The 21,392-nt window shown below is 52.7% G+C and carries 25 protein-coding genes and 1 tRNA gene; 2 read left to right on the forward strand and 24 right to left on the reverse strand.

The annotated features are described in order from the left end of the window. Positions 1-3 precede the first annotated feature (3 nt). The 6 genes from tsaE to PKY88_04140 all read right to left on the reverse strand — a co-directional run bounded on the left by tsaE (position 4) and on the right by PKY88_04140 (position 4,608). Positions 4-546, reverse strand: coding sequence for a tRNA (adenosine(37)-N6)-threonylcarbamoyltransferase complex ATPase subunit type 1 TsaE (gene tsaE, locus PKY88_04115; GenBank protein ID HOQ04379.1), 543 nt, complete (start codon positions 544-546; stop codon positions 4-6). After that, complete coding sequence (locus tag PKY88_04120) at positions 543-1,457, reverse strand: thiamine-phosphate kinase (GenBank protein ID HOQ04380.1); 915 nt, start codon at positions 1,455-1,457, stop codon at positions 543-545. The genes tsaE and PKY88_04120 overlap by 4 nt, the downstream gene beginning before the upstream one ends. 26 nt (positions 1,458-1,483) lie before the next feature. Further along, entirely contained in the window at positions 1,484-2,875 is a 1,392-nt protein-coding gene (gene argH, locus PKY88_04125) for an argininosuccinate lyase (protein HOQ04381.1), read from the reverse strand. 87 nt (positions 2,876-2,962) lie between these two features. Next, positions 2,963-3,889: a lysophospholipid acyltransferase family protein gene (locus tag PKY88_04130; GenBank protein ID HOQ04382.1), complete on the reverse strand. Its 927-nt coding sequence runs from the start codon at positions 3,887-3,889 to the stop codon at positions 2,963-2,965. Between the two features lie 306 nt (positions 3,890-4,195). Beyond that, positions 4,196-4,269, reverse strand: a tRNA-Val gene (locus PKY88_04135). Positions 4,270-4,338: 69 nt separating this feature from the next. Further along, positions 4,339-4,608: a hypothetical protein gene (locus PKY88_04140; protein HOQ04383.1), complete on the reverse strand. Its 270-nt coding sequence runs from the start codon at positions 4,606-4,608 to the stop codon at positions 4,339-4,341. A 47-nt stretch (positions 4,609-4,655) separates the two neighbouring features. Between PKY88_04140 and PKY88_04145 the strand changes: the two genes are divergently transcribed. Both PKY88_04145 and PKY88_04150 read left to right on the forward strand, forming a co-directional pair. Then, positions 4,656-4,913, forward strand: a complete 258-nt coding sequence (locus PKY88_04145) for a hypothetical protein (GenBank protein ID HOQ04384.1) — start codon at positions 4,656-4,658, stop codon at positions 4,911-4,913. Positions 4,914-4,947: 34 nt separating this feature from the next. After that, positions 4,948-5,094 (forward strand): hypothetical protein, encoded by a 147-nt coding sequence (locus PKY88_04150; protein HOQ04385.1) that lies wholly within the window; start codon positions 4,948-4,950, stop codon positions 5,092-5,094. Positions 5,095-5,250: 156 nt separating this feature from the next. Here PKY88_04150 and PKY88_04155 read toward each other — a convergent pair whose 3' ends face one another. From PKY88_04155 to PKY88_04240, 18 genes are all read right to left on the reverse strand, one after another. Beyond that, on the reverse strand, positions 5,251-5,634 hold the full coding sequence (locus PKY88_04155; GenBank protein ID HOQ04386.1) for a response regulator: 384 nt from the start codon (positions 5,632-5,634) through the stop codon (positions 5,251-5,253). Between the two features lie 28 nt (positions 5,635-5,662). Further along, complete coding sequence (nuoE, locus tag PKY88_04160) at positions 5,663-6,199, reverse strand: NADH-quinone oxidoreductase subunit NuoE (protein HOQ04387.1); 537 nt, start codon at positions 6,197-6,199, stop codon at positions 5,663-5,665. Continuing rightward, a complete protein-coding gene (locus tag PKY88_04165) occupies positions 6,196-7,986 on the reverse strand; it encodes an NADH-dependent [FeFe] hydrogenase, group A6 (GenBank protein ID HOQ04388.1) in 1,791 nt (596 codons plus the stop codon). Before PKY88_04165 ends, nuoE begins: the two co-directional genes overlap by 4 nt. 8 nt (positions 7,987-7,994) lie before the next feature. Next, positions 7,995-9,788 carry an NADH-quinone oxidoreductase subunit NuoF gene (nuoF, locus tag PKY88_04170; protein ID HOQ04389.1) on the reverse strand — a complete coding sequence of 598 codons (1,794 nt, stop codon included), beginning with the start codon at positions 9,786-9,788 and terminating at the stop codon, positions 7,995-7,997. A gap of 15 nt (positions 9,789-9,803) precedes the next feature. Further along, the gene (locus tag PKY88_04175; GenBank protein HOQ04390.1) at positions 9,804-10,157 is read right to left on the reverse strand and encodes a (2Fe-2S) ferredoxin domain-containing protein; all 354 of its coding nucleotides are present in this window, start codon (positions 10,155-10,157) and stop codon (positions 9,804-9,806) included. Positions 10,158-10,159: 2 nt separating this feature from the next. Then, on the reverse strand, positions 10,160-11,986 hold the full coding sequence (locus PKY88_04180; GenBank protein HOQ04391.1) for a cache domain-containing protein: 1,827 nt from the start codon (positions 11,984-11,986) through the stop codon (positions 10,160-10,162). Next, positions 11,983-12,615, reverse strand: coding sequence for a redox-sensing transcriptional repressor Rex (locus tag PKY88_04185; protein HOQ04392.1), 633 nt, complete (start codon positions 12,613-12,615; stop codon positions 11,983-11,985). The genes PKY88_04180 and PKY88_04185 overlap by 4 nt, the downstream gene beginning before the upstream one ends. Positions 12,616-12,796: 181 nt before the next feature. After that, on the reverse strand, positions 12,797-14,341 hold the full coding sequence (zwf, locus tag PKY88_04190) for a glucose-6-phosphate dehydrogenase (protein HOQ04393.1): 1,545 nt from the start codon (positions 14,339-14,341) through the stop codon (positions 12,797-12,799). A 75-nt stretch (positions 14,342-14,416) separates the two neighbouring features. Beyond that, entirely contained in the window at positions 14,417-14,578 is a 162-nt protein-coding gene (locus tag PKY88_04195) for a rubredoxin (protein HOQ04394.1), read from the reverse strand. 31 nt (positions 14,579-14,609) lie between these two features. Further along, positions 14,610-15,065: a hypothetical protein gene (locus PKY88_04200; GenBank protein ID HOQ04395.1), complete on the reverse strand. Its 456-nt coding sequence runs from the start codon at positions 15,063-15,065 to the stop codon at positions 14,610-14,612. Positions 15,066-15,074: 9 nt separating this feature from the next. Next, complete coding sequence (locus PKY88_04205) at positions 15,075-16,178, reverse strand: 2Fe-2S iron-sulfur cluster binding domain-containing protein (GenBank protein ID HOQ04396.1); 1,104 nt, start codon at positions 16,176-16,178, stop codon at positions 15,075-15,077. Next, on the reverse strand, positions 16,178-16,777 hold the full coding sequence (locus PKY88_04210) for an Rnf-Nqr domain containing protein (protein ID HOQ04397.1): 600 nt from the start codon (positions 16,775-16,777) through the stop codon (positions 16,178-16,180). Before PKY88_04210 ends, PKY88_04205 begins: the two co-directional genes overlap by 1 nt. Continuing rightward, positions 16,774-17,397, reverse strand: a complete 624-nt coding sequence (locus PKY88_04215; protein ID HOQ04398.1) for an Rnf-Nqr domain containing protein — start codon at positions 17,395-17,397, stop codon at positions 16,774-16,776. The genes PKY88_04210 and PKY88_04215 overlap by 4 nt, the downstream gene beginning before the upstream one ends. Beyond that, positions 17,394-18,005: an FMN-binding protein gene (locus PKY88_04220; protein HOQ04399.1), complete on the reverse strand. Its 612-nt coding sequence runs from the start codon at positions 18,003-18,005 to the stop codon at positions 17,394-17,396. Before PKY88_04220 ends, PKY88_04215 begins: the two co-directional genes overlap by 4 nt. Further along, positions 18,002-19,063 (reverse strand): RnfABCDGE type electron transport complex subunit D, encoded by a 1,062-nt coding sequence (locus tag PKY88_04225; protein HOQ04400.1) that lies wholly within the window; start codon positions 19,061-19,063, stop codon positions 18,002-18,004. The genes PKY88_04220 and PKY88_04225 overlap by 4 nt, the downstream gene beginning before the upstream one ends. Positions 19,064-19,109: 46 nt before the next feature. Continuing rightward, on the reverse strand, positions 19,110-19,598 hold the full coding sequence (locus tag PKY88_04230) for a ferritin family protein (GenBank protein ID HOQ04401.1): 489 nt from the start codon (positions 19,596-19,598) through the stop codon (positions 19,110-19,112). Between the two features lie 4 nt (positions 19,599-19,602). After that, entirely contained in the window at positions 19,603-20,100 is a 498-nt protein-coding gene (locus PKY88_04235) for a ferritin (protein ID HOQ04402.1), read from the reverse strand. Between the two features lie 105 nt (positions 20,101-20,205). Beyond that, positions 20,206-21,387, reverse strand: a complete 1,182-nt coding sequence (locus PKY88_04240; protein HOQ04403.1) for an FprA family A-type flavoprotein — start codon at positions 21,385-21,387, stop codon at positions 20,206-20,208. Positions 21,388-21,392: the final 5 nt, after the last annotated feature.

Genomic DNA, 21,392 nt, shown 5'->3' on the forward strand with positions numbered 1-21,392 from the left:
CGGTCATTCCCGCGGCTTGTCCTCCGAAGCTTCAGCGAAGGAGGAAGGCGGGAATCCAGCGGACTTGCTTTCCGCCTGAAAGCAAACCAGAAAAGACGCTGGTCCTTTTATGATAATTTTCCGTTCCGTCGGCCCTTCATGCGAAAAATCAATCCGGATATAGTCCAGTCCCTCCAGAGCCGCCAGTACTTTGTCCGCCCACTCGATTAAAAGAACCGCATCCGACCCCAGATAATCTGAAATCCCCAGATTCTCGAATTCCTCGATTGATTTGAGCCGGTAGGCATCGATATGATACACCGTAAGCCGTCCGTCCCGGGCGCAATACTCATTCATCAGGACAAACGTCGGACTGTTCACCGCTCCCAGCCCCGCCGCCCCCAGTCCGGCTGCAACCCCCTTGATAAAATGCGTCTTGCCCGTTCCGAGCGTCCCAATCAAGGCGGCCGTTTCGCCCCCCTTCAGCGCCGCCCCGAACCGCCGGCCCAACTCTATCGTCTCTTCGGGCGAATGCGTAATCGTTTCAAAAACGTTTGCCTTGGTCATAAATGGTCATATCCCCGCGGCACCAGCGGTTCCACCCGCCCGTCCGGCATCCGAATCTGCATCCGGCGGCTGTCCGTAATCCGCCCGATGACGGTCAGCGGAACCATCGAAAAACCCTTCAATTTTTCCCACTGGTCCTCCCGCAGCGTAAAGAGCAGTTCAAAATCCTCGCCGTCATTCAGTGCCGCCCCAAGCGGGTCGGGCATTTGTCCGGCCGCCTGCGAAATGGGAACGGCCTCCGCCTCCACCAGGGCCCCGACGCCGCTTTGCGTACAGATTCGGCTCAGGTCTGTGCTCAAGCCGTCCGTGATATCCATCATCGAATGAATCCGGGCCAGCCGCGTCATCTCCAGCGCCTCCCTCACCCGCGGCACAAACTCCAGATGCTTGCCCAGAATAGACCCGCCCAGCGTGCCGGTTACGCAAATCAGGTCTCCGACCTGGGCTCCGCTTCGCCGCACCGGCGGATGATGCCCGCTGGGCCGGCTGAGCATCGTATAGCAGAGAACCAGTTTGCCCTCCGGATTCCGCCATTTCGTAATATCCCCTCCTACTACTTCGCAGTCAAAGGGCTCCCCCGCCCGCACGCGGCCGTAATGCAGCTGTTTGAGATGCTCGATGCCGAAATCCGTCGGCAGCGACACCGCCGCTACGGCACAAAGGGGCACCGTCGCCATCGCTGCACAATCGCTCAGCGAGGCCGCCATCGCTTTATAGCCCGCCTGCTCAAGCGTGCAGGAGGACAGATCAAAATGCACCCCGTCCATCAGCGTATCGGTGGTAATCAGAACCGATACCCCCTCCGCCAGCTGAATTTCGGCCATGTCATCCCCTATCCCTATCGGAAACCGTTTTGGATCCAGCCGGGACTGTCGGACAAACCAGGATGTAATTTGGTCTTCACGCGACATAAATTTTTTCTATTTGCTCTTCCGGATCACTGTTCTTTGATTTTTTCTTTCCAATACTGAATTTGCGCTCGGGTATTTTGAAGACTGCCGGCGCCGAGCGTCTTGTAGTTCCTGCACACGCCGGCGGGGTCCAAAACCTCATACACATCCCTATCAATCACCCGGCAGACGGCCTGCATCTGCTCCAGAGCCAGCTGCGACAGTTTGACTTTGCCCTCTTTTTCGCACTGGGCCACGAGGGTCCCGACAATCCCGTGCGCCTCCCGGAACGGCATCCCCTTGCCGACAAGATACTCGGCCATCGCCGTTGCATCCAGAAAACCCTGGTCTAATCCATCGGCAATCTGCTTTGTCTGAAAAACCGTATGCTCAACAATCGCCCTCGCCATCTGCACGCAGGCCTCCGTTACATCGGCCGCCCGAAATACATGCAGCTTGTCCTCCTGCAGGTCCCGATTGTAGGCGGACGGCTGGGCCTTCAGAATCGTCAGCATCCCTACAAGGGCCCCATAGACTGAACCGGTCTTGCCTCGAATCAGCTCCAGCATATCCGGATTGCGTTTTTGCGGCATCATACTCGACGAGGTGCAGTAGGCATCCGCGATTCGGATAAAGCCGAACTCGGTTGTCGCAAACAGAATCCAGTCCTCCGCCAGTCGGGACAGATGGGCAGCAATCAAAGAGCAGCAGAAAATAAACTCCGCACAAAAATCCCGATCCGAAACGGAATCAATACTGTTATAGGTAATGTCGGCAAAACCGAGCGACTTGGCCGTCATTTCCCGGTCCAGCGGGAGAGTTGAACCCGCCACGGCCCCGCTGCCCAGCGGACAGACATTCAGACGTGTGCGGCAGTCTTTCAGACGGCTCCAGTCCCTGGCCAGCATCTCCACAAAGCTGAGCAGATACGCCCCAATCGTCACCGGCTGAGCCCGCTGCAGGTGCGTATAGGCGGGCATAATCTCCTGTGCATACTGCTCGGCCTGTTTGACCAGCGCCCGCTGCAGGTCCGTCAGATATGCCTGCAGGATCTCAATCTCATCGCGCATCCACAGCCGCAGGTCCGTTGCCACCTGGTCATTGCGGCTTCTTCCGGTGTGCAGCTTCTTACCCGCCTCGCCGATTTTGGCAATCAGCGCCGCCTCGACCGCCATATGAATATCCTCCTGCCGTTTGTCAAACACAAACCGGCCGGAGGCAATTTCCTCGGCAATCTCCAAAAGCCCCTTTTTGATGTCCGCCAACTCGGCCCGGGTAATCAGCCCCCGTGCGGCCAGCATTTCAGCATGCGCAATCGAACCGGCGATATCGTGCTTATACAACCGCCTGTCAAACGACAGCGACTCGACAAAATCGACCGCCAGTTCATCCGGACCGCCCGAAAGCCGCTTTTCCCAGCTCTTTTCACCTTGTGCCATGGTCAGCCTCCAAACCGAATAAAAGACCTCTCGTGTCTATTTCGAAATCATAGACCGCCGCAGAAAAACTGTCAATTGAAGATTTGTTTACTCCTGTTGGTTTGATTCTGACGGGCAGCCGGCCGCCGACAGCTCCTCCTTCGGACGGGTCTTCCAGCGGCGGTGTATCCACCAGTACTGTGTCGGGTCTTTTCGGATAAACTCCTCCAGTGCCCGCGTATACTCCTGAGCCAGCCAGCCCAGCGGGTCCTCCTTATCCTGCCATTCCTGCGGAAGAATAATCCGGCTGCACTCCATCTCAAAGAAAAACCGGTTTCCCACCCGACGGCTGCCTCCAATCACCAACGGCAGGTTGTAGTGAATCGCCAGCAGGGGAATGCTCTTGTAGGAGCTGGCCTTGCGTCCGAAGAAATCCACAAAAATGCCCTTGCGTCCGGCGTCCTGGTCAGCAATAAAGCACAGCGTCGCCCCTTCTTTGACCAGCTGCTCCATCTGTTCAGAAGCCCCGAACTTATCGATAATCTTCTGCCCATGACGCTGACGAATGCCGTACAGATAGCGGTTGATGTAGGGATTATCCAGGGGCCGAGCGATGCTGTACACATTAAACCCCCACTGCCCGAGCATATACCCGATAATTTCAAAATTGCCGTAATGCCCTGTGGCCATCAGGAGCCCCTTTTTTTCCTGCATCATCCATTTTACACGCTCGATGTTCATCAGACGGGCATAATCAGGCCAGCGTTCCTTAACCACCAGCCGGGGCGTAAAAAACACATCCATCACCAGCATCACCAGATGCTCAAACGAACGCCGCCCCACCTCTTCATGCCAGCGCGAGTCTTTCTCCGGATACGCCGCCTGAAGATTCTCCAGGGCCCTCATCCGCCCGCGGTGATAGTGTTTCCAGAGCAAACGCCCTAAAAAACACGCCAGCTGTAAATTCCACTCAATCGGTAAGAAACCAAGAACAAAAAAGACAATCCGCAGGATCACATATCCCAACCAATCCAAAAACGGATTTCGTTCTTTTTTCTTCTTTTTTTTGCGTAAAAGCACAGCTTTTTCCTATCCCGACTCAAAAATAACAAAAATTCTATTATTTCTACAGGACCCAAATTGTCAAGAATAGAGTGAAGCCATATATGGAAACATAGACCGTATTCAACTTGGGGATATTTTTCTTGGGTGATACTATTAGATGGAAATCCGCCGCATTTACGACACGCTGATGTGACCTGCCCATAGTCCAATAAAGCCGTTCAGCAGTCCCGAATGAGTAAACATCGGAATGGATAGAAAGGAGAAAAAAGAAGGTACTGGGCGATACAGGATTCGAACCTGTGACCTTACGGGTGTGATCCGTACGCTCTAACCAGCTGAGCTAATCGCCCGGCCACATAAGCCAGTAAAACAGACAGTTTCCGGATTGTCAAGCCCGTTTTCCCGCATGCTGGTATAATTCATAAATCTTTTAGAGGAAAGGAGATAAGATTACATTGAAAGCCCGCTGAAATTTGGTTTTCTTTCCTCCTGCCAGCCCAAAAAAATTTTTTGTGAGTTCCGATAAAATAACATCTCTCTTCTGAAAATTCAGATTCTTCGGGTGAAATCAAGCGATATGAAAACGTCTTCGGCGTCTTGAACGGTTTTTCTGTTATAATACGGATGATGGCTTTGGGGGAAAAAGAAGAGATAGAAAAAGCAAAAGTACCGGCCCAGTAACAAGCCAAACCGCTGGCTTCGGGGAAACCAACAAGGACCGTTTTGGGGGTGAACCATGTTCGAATCTAATTTTGAGAAAAAGTTTCAGGAATTGCTTAACGAGGTCGACCTGCCGCAGCCGCAAAAGGACAAACTGTTCCTGCTGGCTCGCCGAAATCGGGAGAATCATCAGAAACTCCAGGCCCAGTTCAGCAATCTTCAGCAGTCGCTGGATTATCTGCGGCTGGGCATAAAGTATCTGATATTTGATCTGGAGGCAACGCGGCGGGAAAATCAGGCGCTTCGGGAAAAACTGAATCAGGAAATGGAATGAATCTTTGTCAGTTTGAAGAAAAAGGAATCAATCGATGAAAAGATGTCTCGGCTGGCTTTTTCTCGGTTTGGTAAACAGTCTTGTCCTCGGCATCCCGTCCGGCGCATCGGCAGCGCCGTCAGCGGCTACAACGCTGCTACTGAGCACGGGAGCGTTGCTTTTCGGCCTGCTGAAAAAATAGTCCTCTTCCTCTCTCCACCTTAATTGGATGGAAAGCGCGGCAGGGAGCTGCAACGGCTCCCTGCCTTCTTTTTTGAAATTAAAAAGGGACGACCTGACAAACGATCAGGGCATCCCTTTGAAAGGAGGAGATGTTCAGAACATTGAAAAGCGTTTGTTACCGAATATAGTCCGCTACGGCCTTCAGAAGGGTCTCCGGCTTAATCGGTTTTTCCAATACTTCCTTGACAGGCAGCCATGTCTGATCGGGCTCAAAGCTGAACGGCAGATTCATTTCCCGCCGCACTCCCGTCACCATCACAACCGGTGTACCTTTCACTCCCTCCAATTCGTTGAGTTTGCGGGCCACATTGAATCCCTCATCCTTGGTTGTCATCATCACATCCAGAATAATCAGGTTGGGTTTTTCTTTTTTAGCAGCTTCGACCCCGTCCTTTCCGTTTGCGGCTGAAACCACCTCATATCCGCGGGCTTCCAGCAGATTTTCAACGCTTTCCACAAAATCCGCATCATCATCGATAATCAGTACTTTTTTCGCCATGTGCAGTCTCCCTTTTTCAACGGTTTTCTCAAGGTTTCCCACGTCGAGTTTCCGCCCCGACAGCCGATTTTTCCTCTGCGGCGGCCTTGCGATACTGGTTAATTATATCAACTGTTTTTTTACTATCCAGTTGTCCGTAAATCTTTTCGTCAATCATCATCACCGGTGCTATGCCGCAGGCTCCAAGACATCTCGCCTCCTGAAGGGTAAACAAACCGTCCGATGTTGTTTTCCCGACTTCGACTCCCAGTTCTTTTTTCAAAGTTTCCAGAACGGAAGCGGCGCCTTTTACATAACAAGCCGTTCCCATGCAGACACTGACTACGTGCCGCCCGATTGGCTCCAGATTAAAGTAATGATAAAAGGTTGCTACCCCCCAAATATGAGCCGTAGGGATCTCGAGTGTCTGTGCCACCTCATCCATCATCTCGCGGGGCAGATAGCCGAAAACCTCCTGAACCTTATGCAGAATCCCAATCAGGTGAGATTCCGGATGAGCATCATTTCGAGCCGCCTGCATGGCTTCCCGAATCGCCTGAAGTTTTTCCGTCTGATTCTGAGTCATTTTGAATCTCCCGACAAGGTGCGTTCATTTCGTGGAATAATGCCGACCGGTGTCTTGGCCTTGTAGTGGGTATGCAGATACTGATGAGACACCGGACTAAGCGGACTCTGGAGAAATTCCTTATACAGTTTCTGGACATCCGGGTTGTCATGGCTTCGCCGGATGGTCTTGGCCTTATCCAGGTCATAAAGGGCCTGCGCCCTTTTCCGCAGATTTTCATCATCCAGAGGGATAGAATTAATCTGGGCATAGGGTTGGCCTCCGCCGCCGACACAGCCGCCCGGACAGCCCATAATCTCGATGAAGTGATACCGAGACGGGTCTTGCCGGACCCGCTCCAGAAGCCGGCAGGCATTGCCCAGGCCGTGGGCGACGGCCACCCGGATTTCCTTGCCGTCCATGACGATGCTGCCCTCTTTGATGCCCTTGAGCCCCCGAACGGCCTCTACCTCAATATCTACAAGGGTCTCGCCGGTATACAGTTCATAGGCCGTTCGAATGGCGGCTTCCATTACCCCGCCGGTAGCCCCGAAAATGGCCCCGGCACCGCTGGAAATTCCGAGCGGATGGTCCGGCTCCTCGGGCTGAATATTGACCAAATCAATTCCGGCGGACTTAATCATCCAGGCAGCCTCACGGGTCGTTACGACAATGTCAACCCCCCGCATCCCGTCAAACATCAGTTCGGGCCGGGCGGCCTCATATTTCTTGGCCGTGCAGCACATCACGGCTACACTGAGGATTTTGCGAGGGTCAATCTTTTTCTTCTTGGCAAAATAGGTTTTGGTAACCGCCCCCTGCATCGACATCGGCGACTTGCAGGTCGAGACGTTCGGAATCAGGTCCGGATAAAACTGTTCCAGACATTTCATCCAGGCGCTGGAGCAGGAAGTAATCATCGGCAGGACACCGCCGCTCTGAAGCCGTTCGAGAAATTCGCTGGCCTCTTCCATGATCGTCAGATCCGCCGCAAACTGGGTGTCAAACACATAATCGAAACCGAGTTTGCGAAGGGATGCAATCAGCTGCCCTTCCATATTCAGACCGGGCTCCAGACCGAATGCTTCTCCGATGGCTGCCCGCACGGACGGAGCAAACTGAACCACCTTCACCAGATTCGGATCGTTAAGTTTTTCAAAAAGCTCCTGCGTATAATTCTTTTCCAGAAACGCCGCCGTCGGGCAGACGTTAATGCACTGACCGCAGGCGGTACAGACGCTTTCGCCCATCGGCATGTTGTAGGCCGGCATGACAACCGTATGAAAACCGCGGTGGGCCTGGGTGAGATTATGGACCTGCTGAATCTCCGAACACATCCGCACGCAGCGCCCGCACAGAATGCACTTTTCGGGGTCCCGAATGACGGCCTCGCTGGACAGGTCTTTTTCATAGCGTTTGCGTTCACCCTCAAAATGCCGGGCCCGGATCCCCATTGACGCCGCCAGACGCTGAAGCTCACAGTTGCCGTCACGTTCACAGGTGTGACAATCCTGCGGATGGTTATCGAGAATCAACTCAATAATATCTCGTCGGGCTGTCCGCAGGGCTTGCGTATTCGTGCGGATTTTCATTCCGTCGCTGACGGGAAAGGCACAGGAGGCCACATAGTTCTTCATTCCTTCCACTTCCACGATGCAAACCCGGCAAGCCCCTTCAATGGACAGCTTCGGATGATAGCACAGACGAGGGATATGAAACCCAAGTTTGTCGGCCGCCTGCATAATTGTTTGGTTCGGCTCAACCTGATAGGGCTTATCGTTAATCGTAATCGTAATCAATCGGCTCATTGGATTCCTCACACTTTGGCAATGGCGTTAAACTTGCATGCATCATAGCATTGTCCGCATTTGATGCAGAGATTCGGATTGATGCTGTGTTTTTCCTTTCGATTTCCGGATACGGCATTGACCGGACAGACCCGTTTGCAGGCACCGCAGCCGACACAATTGTCCTGTACTACAAAAGACAGGAGTGCGGTGCATTCGTGTGCACGGCATTTTTTCTGATGAATATGCTCTTCGTACTCCTCCCGGAAGTTTCGAATGGTGCTGAGCACCGGATTGGGGGCAGACTGGCCAAGTCCGCACAGCGAGGCCTTCTGAATCATCGTGCCCAGCCGCTCCAGTTTTTCGATATCCCCGGGTTTGCCCTGCCCGCGGGTGATTCGGGTCAGGATTTCGAGCATCCGCTTGGTTCCCTCCCGGCACGGGGTGCATTTTCCGCAGGATTCATCCTGAGTGAACTCGACAAAGAACCGGGCCATTCGAACCATGCAGGAATCTTCATCAATCACAATCATCCCGCCGGAGCCCATAATCGAACCGGCCTTTGCAAGGGATTCATAATCAATCTGTGTATCCAGATACTTTTCCGGGAGGCATCCGCCGCTCGGACCGCCCGTCTGAACGGCCTTGAATTTTTTGCCGTTGGGGATGCCGCCGCCGATTCCGAAAATAATATCCCGCAGCGTCGTCCCCATCGGAACTTCCACCAGTCCCGTATTGCGAACCTTGCCGGCCAGCGCAAAGACCTTGGTACCCTTACTGGTTGCCGTGCCGATGCGGCTGAACCAATCGGCCCCGTCAATAATAATCACCGGAATATTCGCCCACGTTTCGACGTTGTTAATTAACGTCGGCTTGCCGAACAAGCCGCTGACAGACGGATACGGCGGGCGCGGACGAGGCATACCGCGGGCCCCTTCTATCGAGTGAATCAGAGCCGTCTCTTCTCCGCAGACAAAGGCGCCGGCTCCCAGGCAAATCCGAATATCGAAGGAAAAGTCCGTTCCGAGAATTCGCTCGCCGAGAAATCCTTCCCGCCGGGCATCTTCAATCGCCTTTTTCAAACGCTGAACAGCCAGCGGATATTCAGCACGGATATAAATAATCCCCTGACGGGACCCGATTGCATAACCGCCGATAATCATCCCTTCCAGCACCGTATGCGGGTCTCCTTCAATCGCGCTGCGGTCCATAAAGGCCCCGGGGTCACCTTCATCGGCGTTGCAAATGACATATTTTTCAGGGTCGGACTGTTTGGCGGTGTATTCCCATTTGAGTCCTGTAGGGAATCCCGCACCGCCGCGTCCGCGCAGGCCGCTTTTCTTGACCTCTTCAATCACCTGCTGCGGCGTCATCTCCGTTAGCACTTTTGCCAGGGCCTCGTACCCCCGCATCGCCAGATAGTCATCAATCTTTTCCGGGTCAATGACGCCGCAGTTGCGCAGCGCAATCCGCATCTGACGGCCGAAAAACTCCGAATCCCCGAAGATCCGGAAAAAGCGATTGTATAAATGGTCCTCCTGAATAATCAGGCGGGAAACCGGCTTGCCGTTGATTAGATGTTCCTGAACAATCTCCGGTGCGTCTTCGGAACGGAGGTTTCCATACAGAATATAACCCGGATTCACAATGAGGATGGGCCCTTTCGTGCACATCCCTAAGCAGCCGCTCAGATGAATTTGGACATTCTGCTGAATCTGATGCCGCCGAAGTTCTTCCTCAAAAAGCTGACGAAACTCTCTCGCATGATTTTTCAGGCATCCGGAGCCGTCGCAAAAAGTCAGTTTATATTGCTTGTCTGCCACAACAGGTCCCTTTCCCTAAATCACCCATTCCTGAATTACTTCTCCCTTTTTCAGATGCCGCTCGATGATTTCGCGGGCTCGTTCAGGGGTTACCAGACCGTATTTGACGGGAATCTTGCCTTCCTCAACCACCTCTACCGTGGGCTCCAGATTGCATCGGCCTGCACATCCCTTCTGGCTCAGATATACATCGGTTAATCCTTTGGCGATCGCATCCTGAAAGACCGCCATCACTTCCTTGGAGCCGGCGGCGATTTCGCAGGTAGCCATCCCGACATAAACGCGCTTGGTGGACAGATACCCTTTGCTGATGATTCGATTGACCGCTTCGGCCCGTTTTTTTCTGATCAAATCCATCGGTGTAACCAAAGTTATTCCCTTTCAATCTGAAAAATAAACGCATTTCCTGCCGCCCGCGGTTCGACTCGAATTTGGCCGCCGTGGGCTTCGATAATCTGTTTGGTTATGTACAATCCAAGACCGGTTCCTTTGACCTTTTTCTTGTCCGGATTATCCAGACGGGAGAATTTTTTGAAAAGCAGCGGCAATTCATTCGGCTGAATCGGCCGACCGTCGTTATAAACCTCCACCTCAACCCGTCCGTCCAAAAGGCGAGCCGAAAGTTCAATTCGTCCCCCTTCTGCACCATATTTGGCGGCATTATTAATTAAATTGTTCGCAACAATCTGAAGGAGGTCCGGATCGGCATTGACCCGCAAAGCGGGGTCAATCCGGTTCACAACGGTCATTTGTTTGTCTTCAATCAATTTGGAGAAAATATGTACGGATATATCCACAATATCTTTCCGAAGGCAAATCGGCTGTTTGTTGATTTCCAGTTTTTCCCGCTCTATTCGGCTTAAGTTCAGGAACTTCTTGACCGTAGCATCGAGATAATCCAGATTTCGGCAGATCGAATCAATGGCTCGCTTCTGCTTAAAATTCAGCATCCCCAGAAGGCCGTCCCGCAGCGAATAGGCGTTAATAACCGCGGAAGCCAGCATTCCTTTTAATTCGTGGGCCACAAAACCGATTAAATCCAGATAACTTTTGTTCAGTTCCGCCAGCTTTTCATTGCTGATTTTCAAAGACAGTTCCCGGTGCCTCAGCTGGGCACTCATTTCATTGAAGGACTTGGCCAGCTGGTCAAGCTCTTCGACAGAAGTCTGGGCCGGCACTTCGTGTCCCCATTCTCCTTTGGCCAATTTGCGAGTTGCCTCCAGCAGCAAAGTAATCGGGTGCAGGATGGACCCTGTCAGAACAAAAGCTACAATGCCCGCCAGCAGAAGAGCGGCCGCAACTGCCAGCAAAAACAGCACCAAAATCTTGGCGGCAATATCGGTCAGCTGCTCCTCCAGAATTCCGACATACAGAATTCCAATTATGTTCCCATCAATATCGCGAATCGGTTCATAGGCGGAACGGTACCAGTTGCCCACGACCTCGGCCCGGTCATGCCAGCGTCTTCCTTCCCGAATGACGCTGTCATAAACAGCCTGCGAAACGTGCGTACCAACGGCACGCCGGCCCTCTTTGTCCAAAACGTTCGTAGCAATCCGAATACCGTCCTGAAAAATGGTTACAGTCCCCACCGGTTTTCCGCGATATTGTTCCTCCCCGAAAACAAGAAGCCGAAGTTTATCCACAAATATATAATCCTGATTCACCAGACGTCCGCCGTAAATCACAGATTCGATTTGGCCATCCGGCCCTAAAAGGGGCAAGGCATATTCCTTGACGATTCCGCCTTCTGTAAACTCCTCTTTTGATGAACCTTTAATCGGAATCCGCGCTCGTTGCCGAACCGCCTCCGGCATTCGGGCTAATTCTTCCGGACCAACCAATCTCGTCCCCCCCATGGGGACTCTGCTCTCAAAAACTTTCTGGACAATTCGGCTTGCAGCAATTCGGGCGTTATCCGATGACAAGCGGAAAAGATAATCAAGATCAAGACTTTTTCGCAAAGTCTCAAGGTCTTGATTATAAGAAACCAGTTTCATCCGAGTCCCGATATTTTCTATTTCGCTCGCATAAAACAGACGGGCACTGTCCAAATAATGATTGACCTGTTTTTGTGTTCGCTCAAAAAGCTGCTGCTGAATCACCCAATATCCAAGACAAAATACGCTGACCGCCAAGACGAGATTGACCGTCAGAAAAGAGAACAGCAGGCGATTTTTGAGGGTTTTGATTTTCATTCAATCTGTCCGGTTTTCTGCATCGCATTGACAAAGTAAATCAGGTTTTCCAGCTCGACTTCAAGATTAATATTGTTAATAATGACTTTCTCAGCTCCCCGTAGCTGAATCGGCGCGAAATTCAGAATCCCCATAATTCCGGAACGAATCATTAGTTCAGAAACGTGATGAGCCGCCACATCCGGCACAGCAAGAATCGCCACACGAATCGAGTTTTTTTTCACGTAGTCCGCAAACTCTTCCAAGGGCAGGATGGGCGGGTCAGAATCCCGGTGAATTTTCTCCGGGTCGATATCAAATGCGGCAGTTATTTTGATTCCCCCTGACTCGAATCCCTTGTATCGCATCAGGGCGGTTCCGATATTGCCGGCCCCCACCAAAACCACCCGCTGGAGTTCATTTTTGCCGAGAATTTCAAGAATCTTGGAAATCAGCTCATCCACACTGTAGCCGCCTCGACGATTCCCCGTAATTCCAAAAAGTGAAAAGTCCTTCCGAACCTGGGAAGAAGTCACCCCTGCCGCATCCGCCAGGTTGCCTGAAAAAACTTTTACAAACCCTAAGGCCTTCAGCCGCTGGAGGGCGCTTTTGTATCGCGACAATCTAATTATACATTTTCTGTTCACCATTAACTTCCCCTTTTCCTTTTTTATTTTCCTTCTAATGCCTTTTTATAATTCTTTGTGTCCCATTATTTAAAACAAATATAAAATAGACTCAAAAAATGTCAAGAGTTTATGCTATTTTAATCACAATATTTTTGATTTTTTCACATTTAGAGATAATATATTGTTATAAAGAGACTTAAAATCACAATGGATTCCAAAAATGACCGGTTTTTTGAATAAGCTCATCAGCAGGAAGGATTGAAGATGTTCCGGAGGGATAAATGAATATATTATTTTCTTTTGAGTTATTCCATCTATCTAAAACCGGCTCGAGAAGTTTCCAGGCAAGGAGAATAGAATCATGCCGCGTAAAGAGTGTCTGGTCACCTACAAGGCAATCTAAAAGAAGCTGCTGATAGGCCTCCGGCATCCGGAATCCGAAGATTTGCCGATAATCTACGGCCATCTCGAGGGTTGCAAGAGACAACTTCGCTCCGGGCCTTTTGGCCTGCAATTGCAGGAAAATCCCCTCTTCCGGCTGAATCTGAAAACGGAGACTATTGGCAGGCAGTATCTCTCGCTCAAACTGCGGAAAAAGAGTATGGGGAACAGACTTGAAACAGACAACAACCTCCGTCAGCTTTCGCGGAAGACGCTTGCCCGTGCGCAAATAAAAAGGAACCCCGTTCCAACGCCAATTCTCAATCAGGATTCGAGCCGCCGCAAACGTCTCCGTTATGGAGTCCGGCCGGATGCCTTTCTCCTGCCGATACCCACAGACAGCTTTGCCGTCAACTTCTCCAGGGCCGTATTGAGCTCGGACCACAGAAGGATTCAAAGGGTCCGCAGATAAAGGAGCAATCGAGCGCAACACCTTGGCCTTTTCATCCCGAACGGCCTCCGCACTCAGAGAACTGGGGGGTTCCATCGCAACCAGAGACAGAATCTGGAGCATGTGGTTTTGAAACATATCCCGCAAGGCCCCCGTCTGGTCATAATAGCCCCCTCGATGTTCTACGCCGATCGATTCAGCGATTGTAATCTGGACATGGTCGATATAATTTCGGTTCCAAATGGGCTCAAACAGACTGTTGGCAAACCGAAAGACCAGTATATTCTGGACCGTATCTTTACCGAGATAATGATCCAGACGATAGATTTGGGATTCATGAAAACAGCGATGCAGGGCCCGCTCCAGGTCCGCTGCGGAGGCCGTATCCGTTCCAAACGGCTTCTCCAAAACCAGCCGTACCTGCTGAAAGCGTCCTGTAGAGACCGGACAAGCCAGTTTGGTTTCCGCCAGCCGTTCAACGATTGGTTTAACCACCGTCGGCGGCACCGCCAGATAAAACAAACGAACCCCCTCGATGCTGAAGCGGCTGTCCAGATCTGTCATACGCCGCCGAATTGTTTCATAAAGGTCTTTGGACTGATAATCCCCCGCTGCATAAAAACACCGTTCCAGAAAAGCCGCTTTTGAAGAAACCTTTCCGGCTGTTTCCGCCGGGAGATTTTTCTCAATCCCCGCCCGAAACGACTCATCGGTCATCGGCGTCCGTCCGCAGCCGAGCAGATAAAAGGACTGACTCATCAGGCCGGAGGAAAAAAGGGCATACAGACTCGGATACAGCTTTCGATGGGCCAGGTCTCCGGAGGCCCCAAAGACGACAACGGAGGATGGACCGGCGGCGGTTTCCACGCAGAAAATAGGGCCGCTTTCCTGAAGTTTGGGAACAATTTTTTCCATTCGCCGCTTCCCCAGGCTGTTTCAAAGAAAAAAGCCCCAAGAACATTTCTTAGGGCTTTTCTCAATACCCTGTCATCAGCGGACTTCTTCAAATTCCTCTTTTCCGGCGCCGCATTCCGGGCAAACCCAGTCTTCCGGCAGGTCTTCAAAAGCCGTACCGGGCTGGACCCCGTTTTCCGGATCTCCCTTTTTCGGGTCATAAATATACCCGCACATCAGACAGCGATACTTTTTCATCGTAAACATCCTTTCGAATCCAAAAACCGTTTTACTCAAAGAGAACCCGTACCAGGTCCTCCGGCTCCAAACGATAAGAAGCCCCCTTTCCTTCAAAAAACCCGTGGGCCTCAATCAGGTGGATATTCAAATCCGACCAAACAATCTCGCGTCCCGTATCGAAGCGTCGGCAGACGGTCAGCCGCTTGGGAAAACGGCCCGGATGCGGCCACGGACAGATCAGCCCCCCCTTCCATTCTTCACAGCGGACGTCAAATTTTCCCTCCAGCTGAACGGGATTGCCCAAAGCGGCGGATGCGGCTTCCGTCAGTCTTCGCATTCGCTCGGCAATCTGGGCCGCTGTTTTGCCCAGCCGTTCCAGGCAGGCGGCATCCTCCCGAATCACTTCCTCCGGCGTGCGCGGGTCATCCCCCATAAACCCGCCGGCGACGAACTTGGAGCTTCGGAGCAGTTTTTCCAATCGAATGTCCGAAGGCGAACGTTTCATACCGTTTCTCTATGCAAATTTATCATAATAAATCTTCTCATCGGGTATCCCCATCTGCCGGAGGACCCGCATGGCCGCTTCAATCATCCCGGGGCCGCCGCACAGATACCCCTCCCAGCCGTCCAGCCGCTCAAAACTGCGCTGAACCGCTTCGGTCACCAGCCCCGTCTGACCGGACCATCGACTTTCAGGGGCCGGCTTGGCCACGACCGGCACAAAACGAAAATTCGGCAGGGTCTGTTCAAATGCCTTCATTTCATCCAGCAGACACAAATCCTCCGTGCGGTTTCCTCCGAAAAAGAAAACCGTCTGACGGCCGTCATTGGCATGTTTCATCTGCCAGAGGATGGAAACAAACGGTGCAATGCCGCTGCCGCCGGCGATAAACAGTTTCGGCGTCTGCGTATCCCGAAGATAAAAATCCCCGAAAGGTCCGGTGAACGAAACAGGATCCCCCTGGCGAAGATAGTCAAAGCACCAAGTGGTGCAGATGCCTTTCGGAACACGGCGGATAATCAAATCAATCCGTCGGCTGTCAAGCGGATCGGAGGCGATGGAATACGCCCGCATCACTTCCTCCCGGCTGCCTTTATAGGGGGGACAGCGAAGCTGAACATATTGTCCGGCCGTAAATGAAATCGTCTCCGGTTCGGTCAGTTCAAAGGTAAACCGCTTCATATCATAGGTCAAGTCTTCGATTCGGCTGCATCGGGCCTGATACTGACGCACCCGGAAAAGCTCCTCCGGAATTTCAATCGCCAGCGGTCCGCGCACCTTGACCTGACAAGACAGCCGGACGCCGGCTTGCTGCTCCTGTTGGGTCAAAAGCGGCGTTTCCGTCGGCAGGAACGGCCCGCCGCCCTCAAGGACCTTCACTTTGCACACACCGCAGGTGCCCCGTCCGCCGCAGGCGCTTGGAATAAAAATCTTCTTTTCCTGCAGAGAAGACAAAAGAGATTTTCCGCCCTGAACCGTCTCTTTGCGGGAGCCGTTGAGGGTCACTTCGCAGGGACCATAGTTTAAAATCAGCCCTTCACAAAGCACCAGAATCAGCGTCAAAAACGCCGCCGCAGAACTGACCGCCAGAACATCTCGAATAATCTCAAGCACCATCAGGACAGCACTCCCGTAAATCCGATAAAAGCCAGCACCATCAGTCCGGCGATAATCAGAGTAATACCCGGTCCCTGAAGCCCCGCCGGCACCCGGGACTCATTAAACCGCTGGCGAATCCCCGCCATGGCCAGGATGGCCAGAAGCCAGCCCAATCCGCTTCCGAAACCGTATCCGACGGTCACAATCAGGGAATACTCGCGGATGACCATAAAGAGCGAGGCGCCCAGAATCGCACAGTTCACCGTAATCAGCGGCAGAAAGATGCCCAGATTCTGATAGAGCCGCGGAGAAAACCGGTCCAGAATCATCTCAACTACCTGCACAAACGCCGCAATGATGATAATAAACAGAATAAACCGGAAAAACTCCAGCCCCAGCGGAACCAGAATCCAGTGATAGGCCATCCAGTTCAGCAGACAGGTAAACGTCATCACAAAGACGACCGCCCCGCCCAGTCCGGCGGCCGTCCGCACTTCGCGGGATACCGACGTAAACGGGCACATCCCCAAAAATGTCGTCAGCAAAATGTTGTTGGTAAAGACAGCGGCAAAACAAACCACAACCGCCTGCCAAAGTTCTGCACCCAGTGTATTCACGGCTTCCCCTCCCTGGGCCGAATCGACCGGCAGGCCCAGATAACACAGGCCAGCACAAAAAATCCGCCCGGCGGCATCACCATAATAATCCATTTATCCCAATGCGTGGAGAAATACGGCAGCGGCCAGCCGCAGAAGGTCCCCATCCCCAGCCCTTCCCGAATAACCGCAATCACAAGCAGCACAGCGGAATACCCCAACCCATTAAAAAAACCGTCCCAGAAAGCCGGGCCCGGCGGATTCGAACCGGCAAAGGCCTCGCAGCGGCCCATCACGATGCAGTTGGTGATAATCAGCCCTACATACGGGCCCAGACTGCGGCTCATATCCGGCCAATAGGCCTTCAGAACCACATCCACTATAATCACATAAAAGGCGATAATCAGCGTCTGCACCATCATCCGGATATTCCGGGGGGTCCAGCTGCGCAGCAGAGAAACCGTCCAGCAGCTTAAGGCTGTCACGAGCGTCAGAGCCGTACACATCACAAACGTATTCAGCACCAGATTGGTAACAGCCAGTGTACTGCAAATCCCCAGAATCTGTCGAAAGATAGGATTATCCTTCCAGAGCCCGTCGCGAATGATCTCCTGCATGGGTTTGACAGATGCCGTCTTCACAATCGCCCCTCCCTGCGCATCGTATCCAGCCAATCTTTCAGCTGCTCATTCAGAATCGCCTCCAGACGCACACAGGTCTGTGTGGCTCCGCTGATGGCGTGCACCTGCCCCTCCGACAAAACCGTCCCTTCCGGCTTCAGCTCCAGCAGCAGCCCCTCCGAGCGAAGCCGCAGCCCCTCGAACTGACGGCGGAAAAACGGCTCGACAATCCGGGCTCCCAACCCCGGCGTCTCGTTGACCTCATAAAAAGCCAGCCCCTGCAGCGTTCGACCGTCCGCAGAGACGGCAGCAACTCCCTTAATGGGAGCCCAGAACCCTTTCCCTTCAAACGGCAGAGCAAAACCGGCAAGCCCGCTGTCTTTTTTATATACCCAGGCCTTTCCATATTCCGGGCTCTGCGCAAAATGCTCCTGAAACAGCCGATTGACCTCTGCATCCGTGTCATAGGAAAAAGTTCCGAAAGCCGTCAAAACCGCCTTTTCAAAAGCCAGACGCTCATTGGCCAGAACACGGGTCTGCGTGCCTCGGGCAAATCCGATAATCAGCGTACTGAAGAACGCCGTAACCAGGAACATATAGCCGACTGCATAGAAAGAGCGGGAATTCATACAGCCGCCTCCTGAACCGCTTTGCGGTGCTGCTGCCAGGCATTAACCGCCACATCCAGAATCGGAGCAAACATATTGCCCAGCAGAACGGCAAACATCAGACCGCCGTTAAAAATAGAAAAATTCCGAATCACCAGCGTGCAGGTCCCGATGAGAATCCCATAGATAATTTTGGCCGGTTCCGTACGCGGAGAAGTGACGGGGTCTGTCGCCATAAAAAAGGCACCGAGCAGAAACCCGCCTCCGAGAACGGCCATCATCGCCCCGGGCACCGGCTGAACTCCCAGCCGGTAGAGAATTTCGTTCAGGACAGCATAAGAGCCGACTACTGAAAGAATAATAGTCCGGCTGGCTGTTTTGGTGATAAAAAGGTACACTCCCCCTATCAGAATCAGCAAGGCGCTGGTTGCGCCCGCCGAACCGCCGATTCGCCCGAAGAAAAATCTTTTGAATACCGTCCATTTGGAGACGGTCACGGTCTGTTTTTCATCAATAAGAAAAGGAATATCTCCCGCCGGCTCGGTCCAGGTCCCCAGCTGAATCCTGCCGGCTTTTTTATGAGCCATCGGGGTGGCACTCGTGACGGCCGATACGCCGTCCGGCCCGACAGCGGTTGACCATTGCAGCAAGGCCCCAAGCGGCCCCTGAGCCGGCGGCGACCAGATGCCCGTCATCGCTACAGGAAAGCAGATATAGACGAAACAGCATCCGGCCATCGCCGGATTGAAGAAATTCCTTCCGAATCCGCCGAAAACCTCCTTGCTGAAAATAACGGCAAAGGCCATTCCGACGGCCAGCACATGCCAGCCCACGGTCGGCGGCATAATCAGGACAAACAGGATGGCTGTTACAAACACGGCTTCGCTGACCGGCTCGTTTCGGCGGCGGCAGAAAAGCCATTCTAGAAAAAACCCCCACACGCAGCAGAAGGCCGCCATCGCGACAATCCGAAAACCGAAATAATACCATCCGCCCAGCAGACAGGGCACCAGCGCCAGCAGCACTTTTCGCATCACCGGCTGCTTGCGGAGCCAAGACTGTCGGGCCTGCGGGGTCATCGGGTGTCTCTTGCCTCCCTGCCGCTGCAGATTTCAAACCGTCCTGCTACAAAGACTGGAGTTTTGCTCCCAGTGCCGTGACGTGGGACATCTCCTCCACAATAATTTTCTCAATCTTGTCTTTGCCGGATTTGGTCGGCACCAGACCCTTAATGCCGACATAAAAAGCGATGGAATCCTTTTCAGCATTGATAGCAATTTTGAGCAGCTCAGCCATCGACTCTTTTCCGGTCAGTTTTTCCATCGGTCCGGCCTTGCCTTCCGTACCGTGAAAATCCGCCATCGTCTTGAGGTATTGAGCCGCCTCGCCGTCCGGGTCATAGACAGCCGTATCTTTTTCTGAAGGCGACAAATCTTTCCGCATCAGCGCGAAGGTCTTTTCGTGCCCCTCTTCCATAACCGCCAGGTCCAGCAGCATCTTTTTCAAATCAGGTTTGGCGGCCTTGCCGGCTGCTTCCCGATAAAAACGGGCGGCATTGTTCTCAATTCGTTCTGCAATTTCAAAAATCTCGTCGGCATTAAAAGTGATGGCCATAATTTTAGTCTCCCGCACCACGCTGTCCCATTTCCTTATCAAGCATATACAAGCCGCCTTTGCTGTCCTGAACCATTTTGATTTTCGCCAAAACAAGTTCCGCAGCGGCTTCCTCTTCCACCTGTTCGCTGACAAACCACTGGAGAAACACGCCGGCGGCATAATCTTTCTCCTGGGCAGCCGTTTCTACCAGTTTATGAATCAAAGCTGTCACATGCCGTTCATGCTTGAGAACCTCTTCAAACATCTTCAGCGGAGACTCCCAGTCGGTTGGGGGAGCAGCAATCGCCCCCAGTTTGACCCGGCCGCCCCGCTCCACAATGTGATGATAAAACTTCATTGCATGGGTCATTTCTTCCTGGGCCTGGGCCCGCATCCAGTGAGCAAAACCAGGCAGCTGCATCTCCTCCAGGGCAGCTGACATCGACCAATACAGGTAGGCTGAATAGGTTTCCGCGGCCAGCTGTTCATTAAAGGCCTTTTCAATTGCCTTGGAAATCATAACCATCTCCCCTTTTGCTTATGTTTCGTTTCTTCAGACCGCTCAAAACCGCCTGTATTTTACTGCGGTCTGTTTTTTTTGCAATCTGTTGTTTTTGTTTTTGGTTTATTGGCACAGCCCAGCCTGGCGGTGGCGTTCCAGAATGGTCTGGGCCAGTTCATCGAGGGCGGCAAAGACGGCTTCCGTCGGATATCCCTTGGCAATGACCGGCGGCAGCATTTCCGCCTTCAGCCCACTCAGAAGCGAGGTCATCTGTTCGGGCATTTTGCCGGCCCAGCCGTAGGAACCAATCAAACCGAGAAACCGGGTTTTCGGCCGCAAGGCATTAACCAGCATCGCCGCATAAGCTGCCTGGGGATGAGGTCCCGTCAGAACGGTCGGCGTTGCCAGAACCACTGTCGCAGCATTCACCAGAGAAATCGCCAGCTTTCCGACATCCCCCCCGACAACATTAAACTGCTGCACCCGGATATTTCTGGATGCCAGGGCCTCCGTAAAATACTCCGCCATCCGACGGGTGCTGTCATGCATCGATACAAAGGCGAGCACCACTTCATTCTTGACATCATCGCTGATCCAGTCGCGATAAGCATCCATAATAAAGGACGGCTTGGGATAAACCGGTCCGTGGCTTGGCGCAATCAGACGAATGTCGAGCGATTCAATCTTTTTCAGATTGCCCCGAATAGCCGAACGGAACGGCATCATAATCTCGGCATAGTAGCGTTTAGCCGCTTCATAAACAGCCGGTTCGTCTTCGACAAAAAGTCGGCTTGTCGCCTGATGAGAACCAAAAAAATCGCAGCTGAATAAAATCCGGTCCTCCGGCAGCCACGTACACATCGTCTCCGGCCAGTGAACCCACGGGGTATAGATAAACCGAAGGGTCTTGTCGCCCAACGACAGCTCCTGCCCGTCGTCGACGGTTATAAATTGCTCTTCCTCAAGCCGCAGATGGTCCATCAGCATCGACTTGCACTTTGGGTTGGTCACCACCTTGGCTTCCGGATACATCAGCAGCACATCCGGAATGCTGCCGGAATGGTCCTGTTCGGCGTGATGGCTGACGATGTAATCCAGCTTTTCAATCCCTGTCTGAACCAAATGGTCAATCAGCTCAGAGGTTTTGGCCGGATCAACCGTATCCAGCAAAGCGGTTTTCTGGCTGCCTTTAATCAGATAGGCGTTGTAGCTGGTTCCATCCGGAAGCGGAATCAATTCATCAAAAAGCCGGCGGTCCCAATGCTGGACCCCCACGGCATACACACGTTCAGCCAGAGTGTTCATCGGAT

The organism is Anaerohalosphaeraceae bacterium (genome assembly GCA_035378985.1).
In the GTDB taxonomy this organism is placed as follows: domain Bacteria; phylum Planctomycetota; class Phycisphaerae; order Sedimentisphaerales; family Anaerohalosphaeraceae; genus JAHDQI01.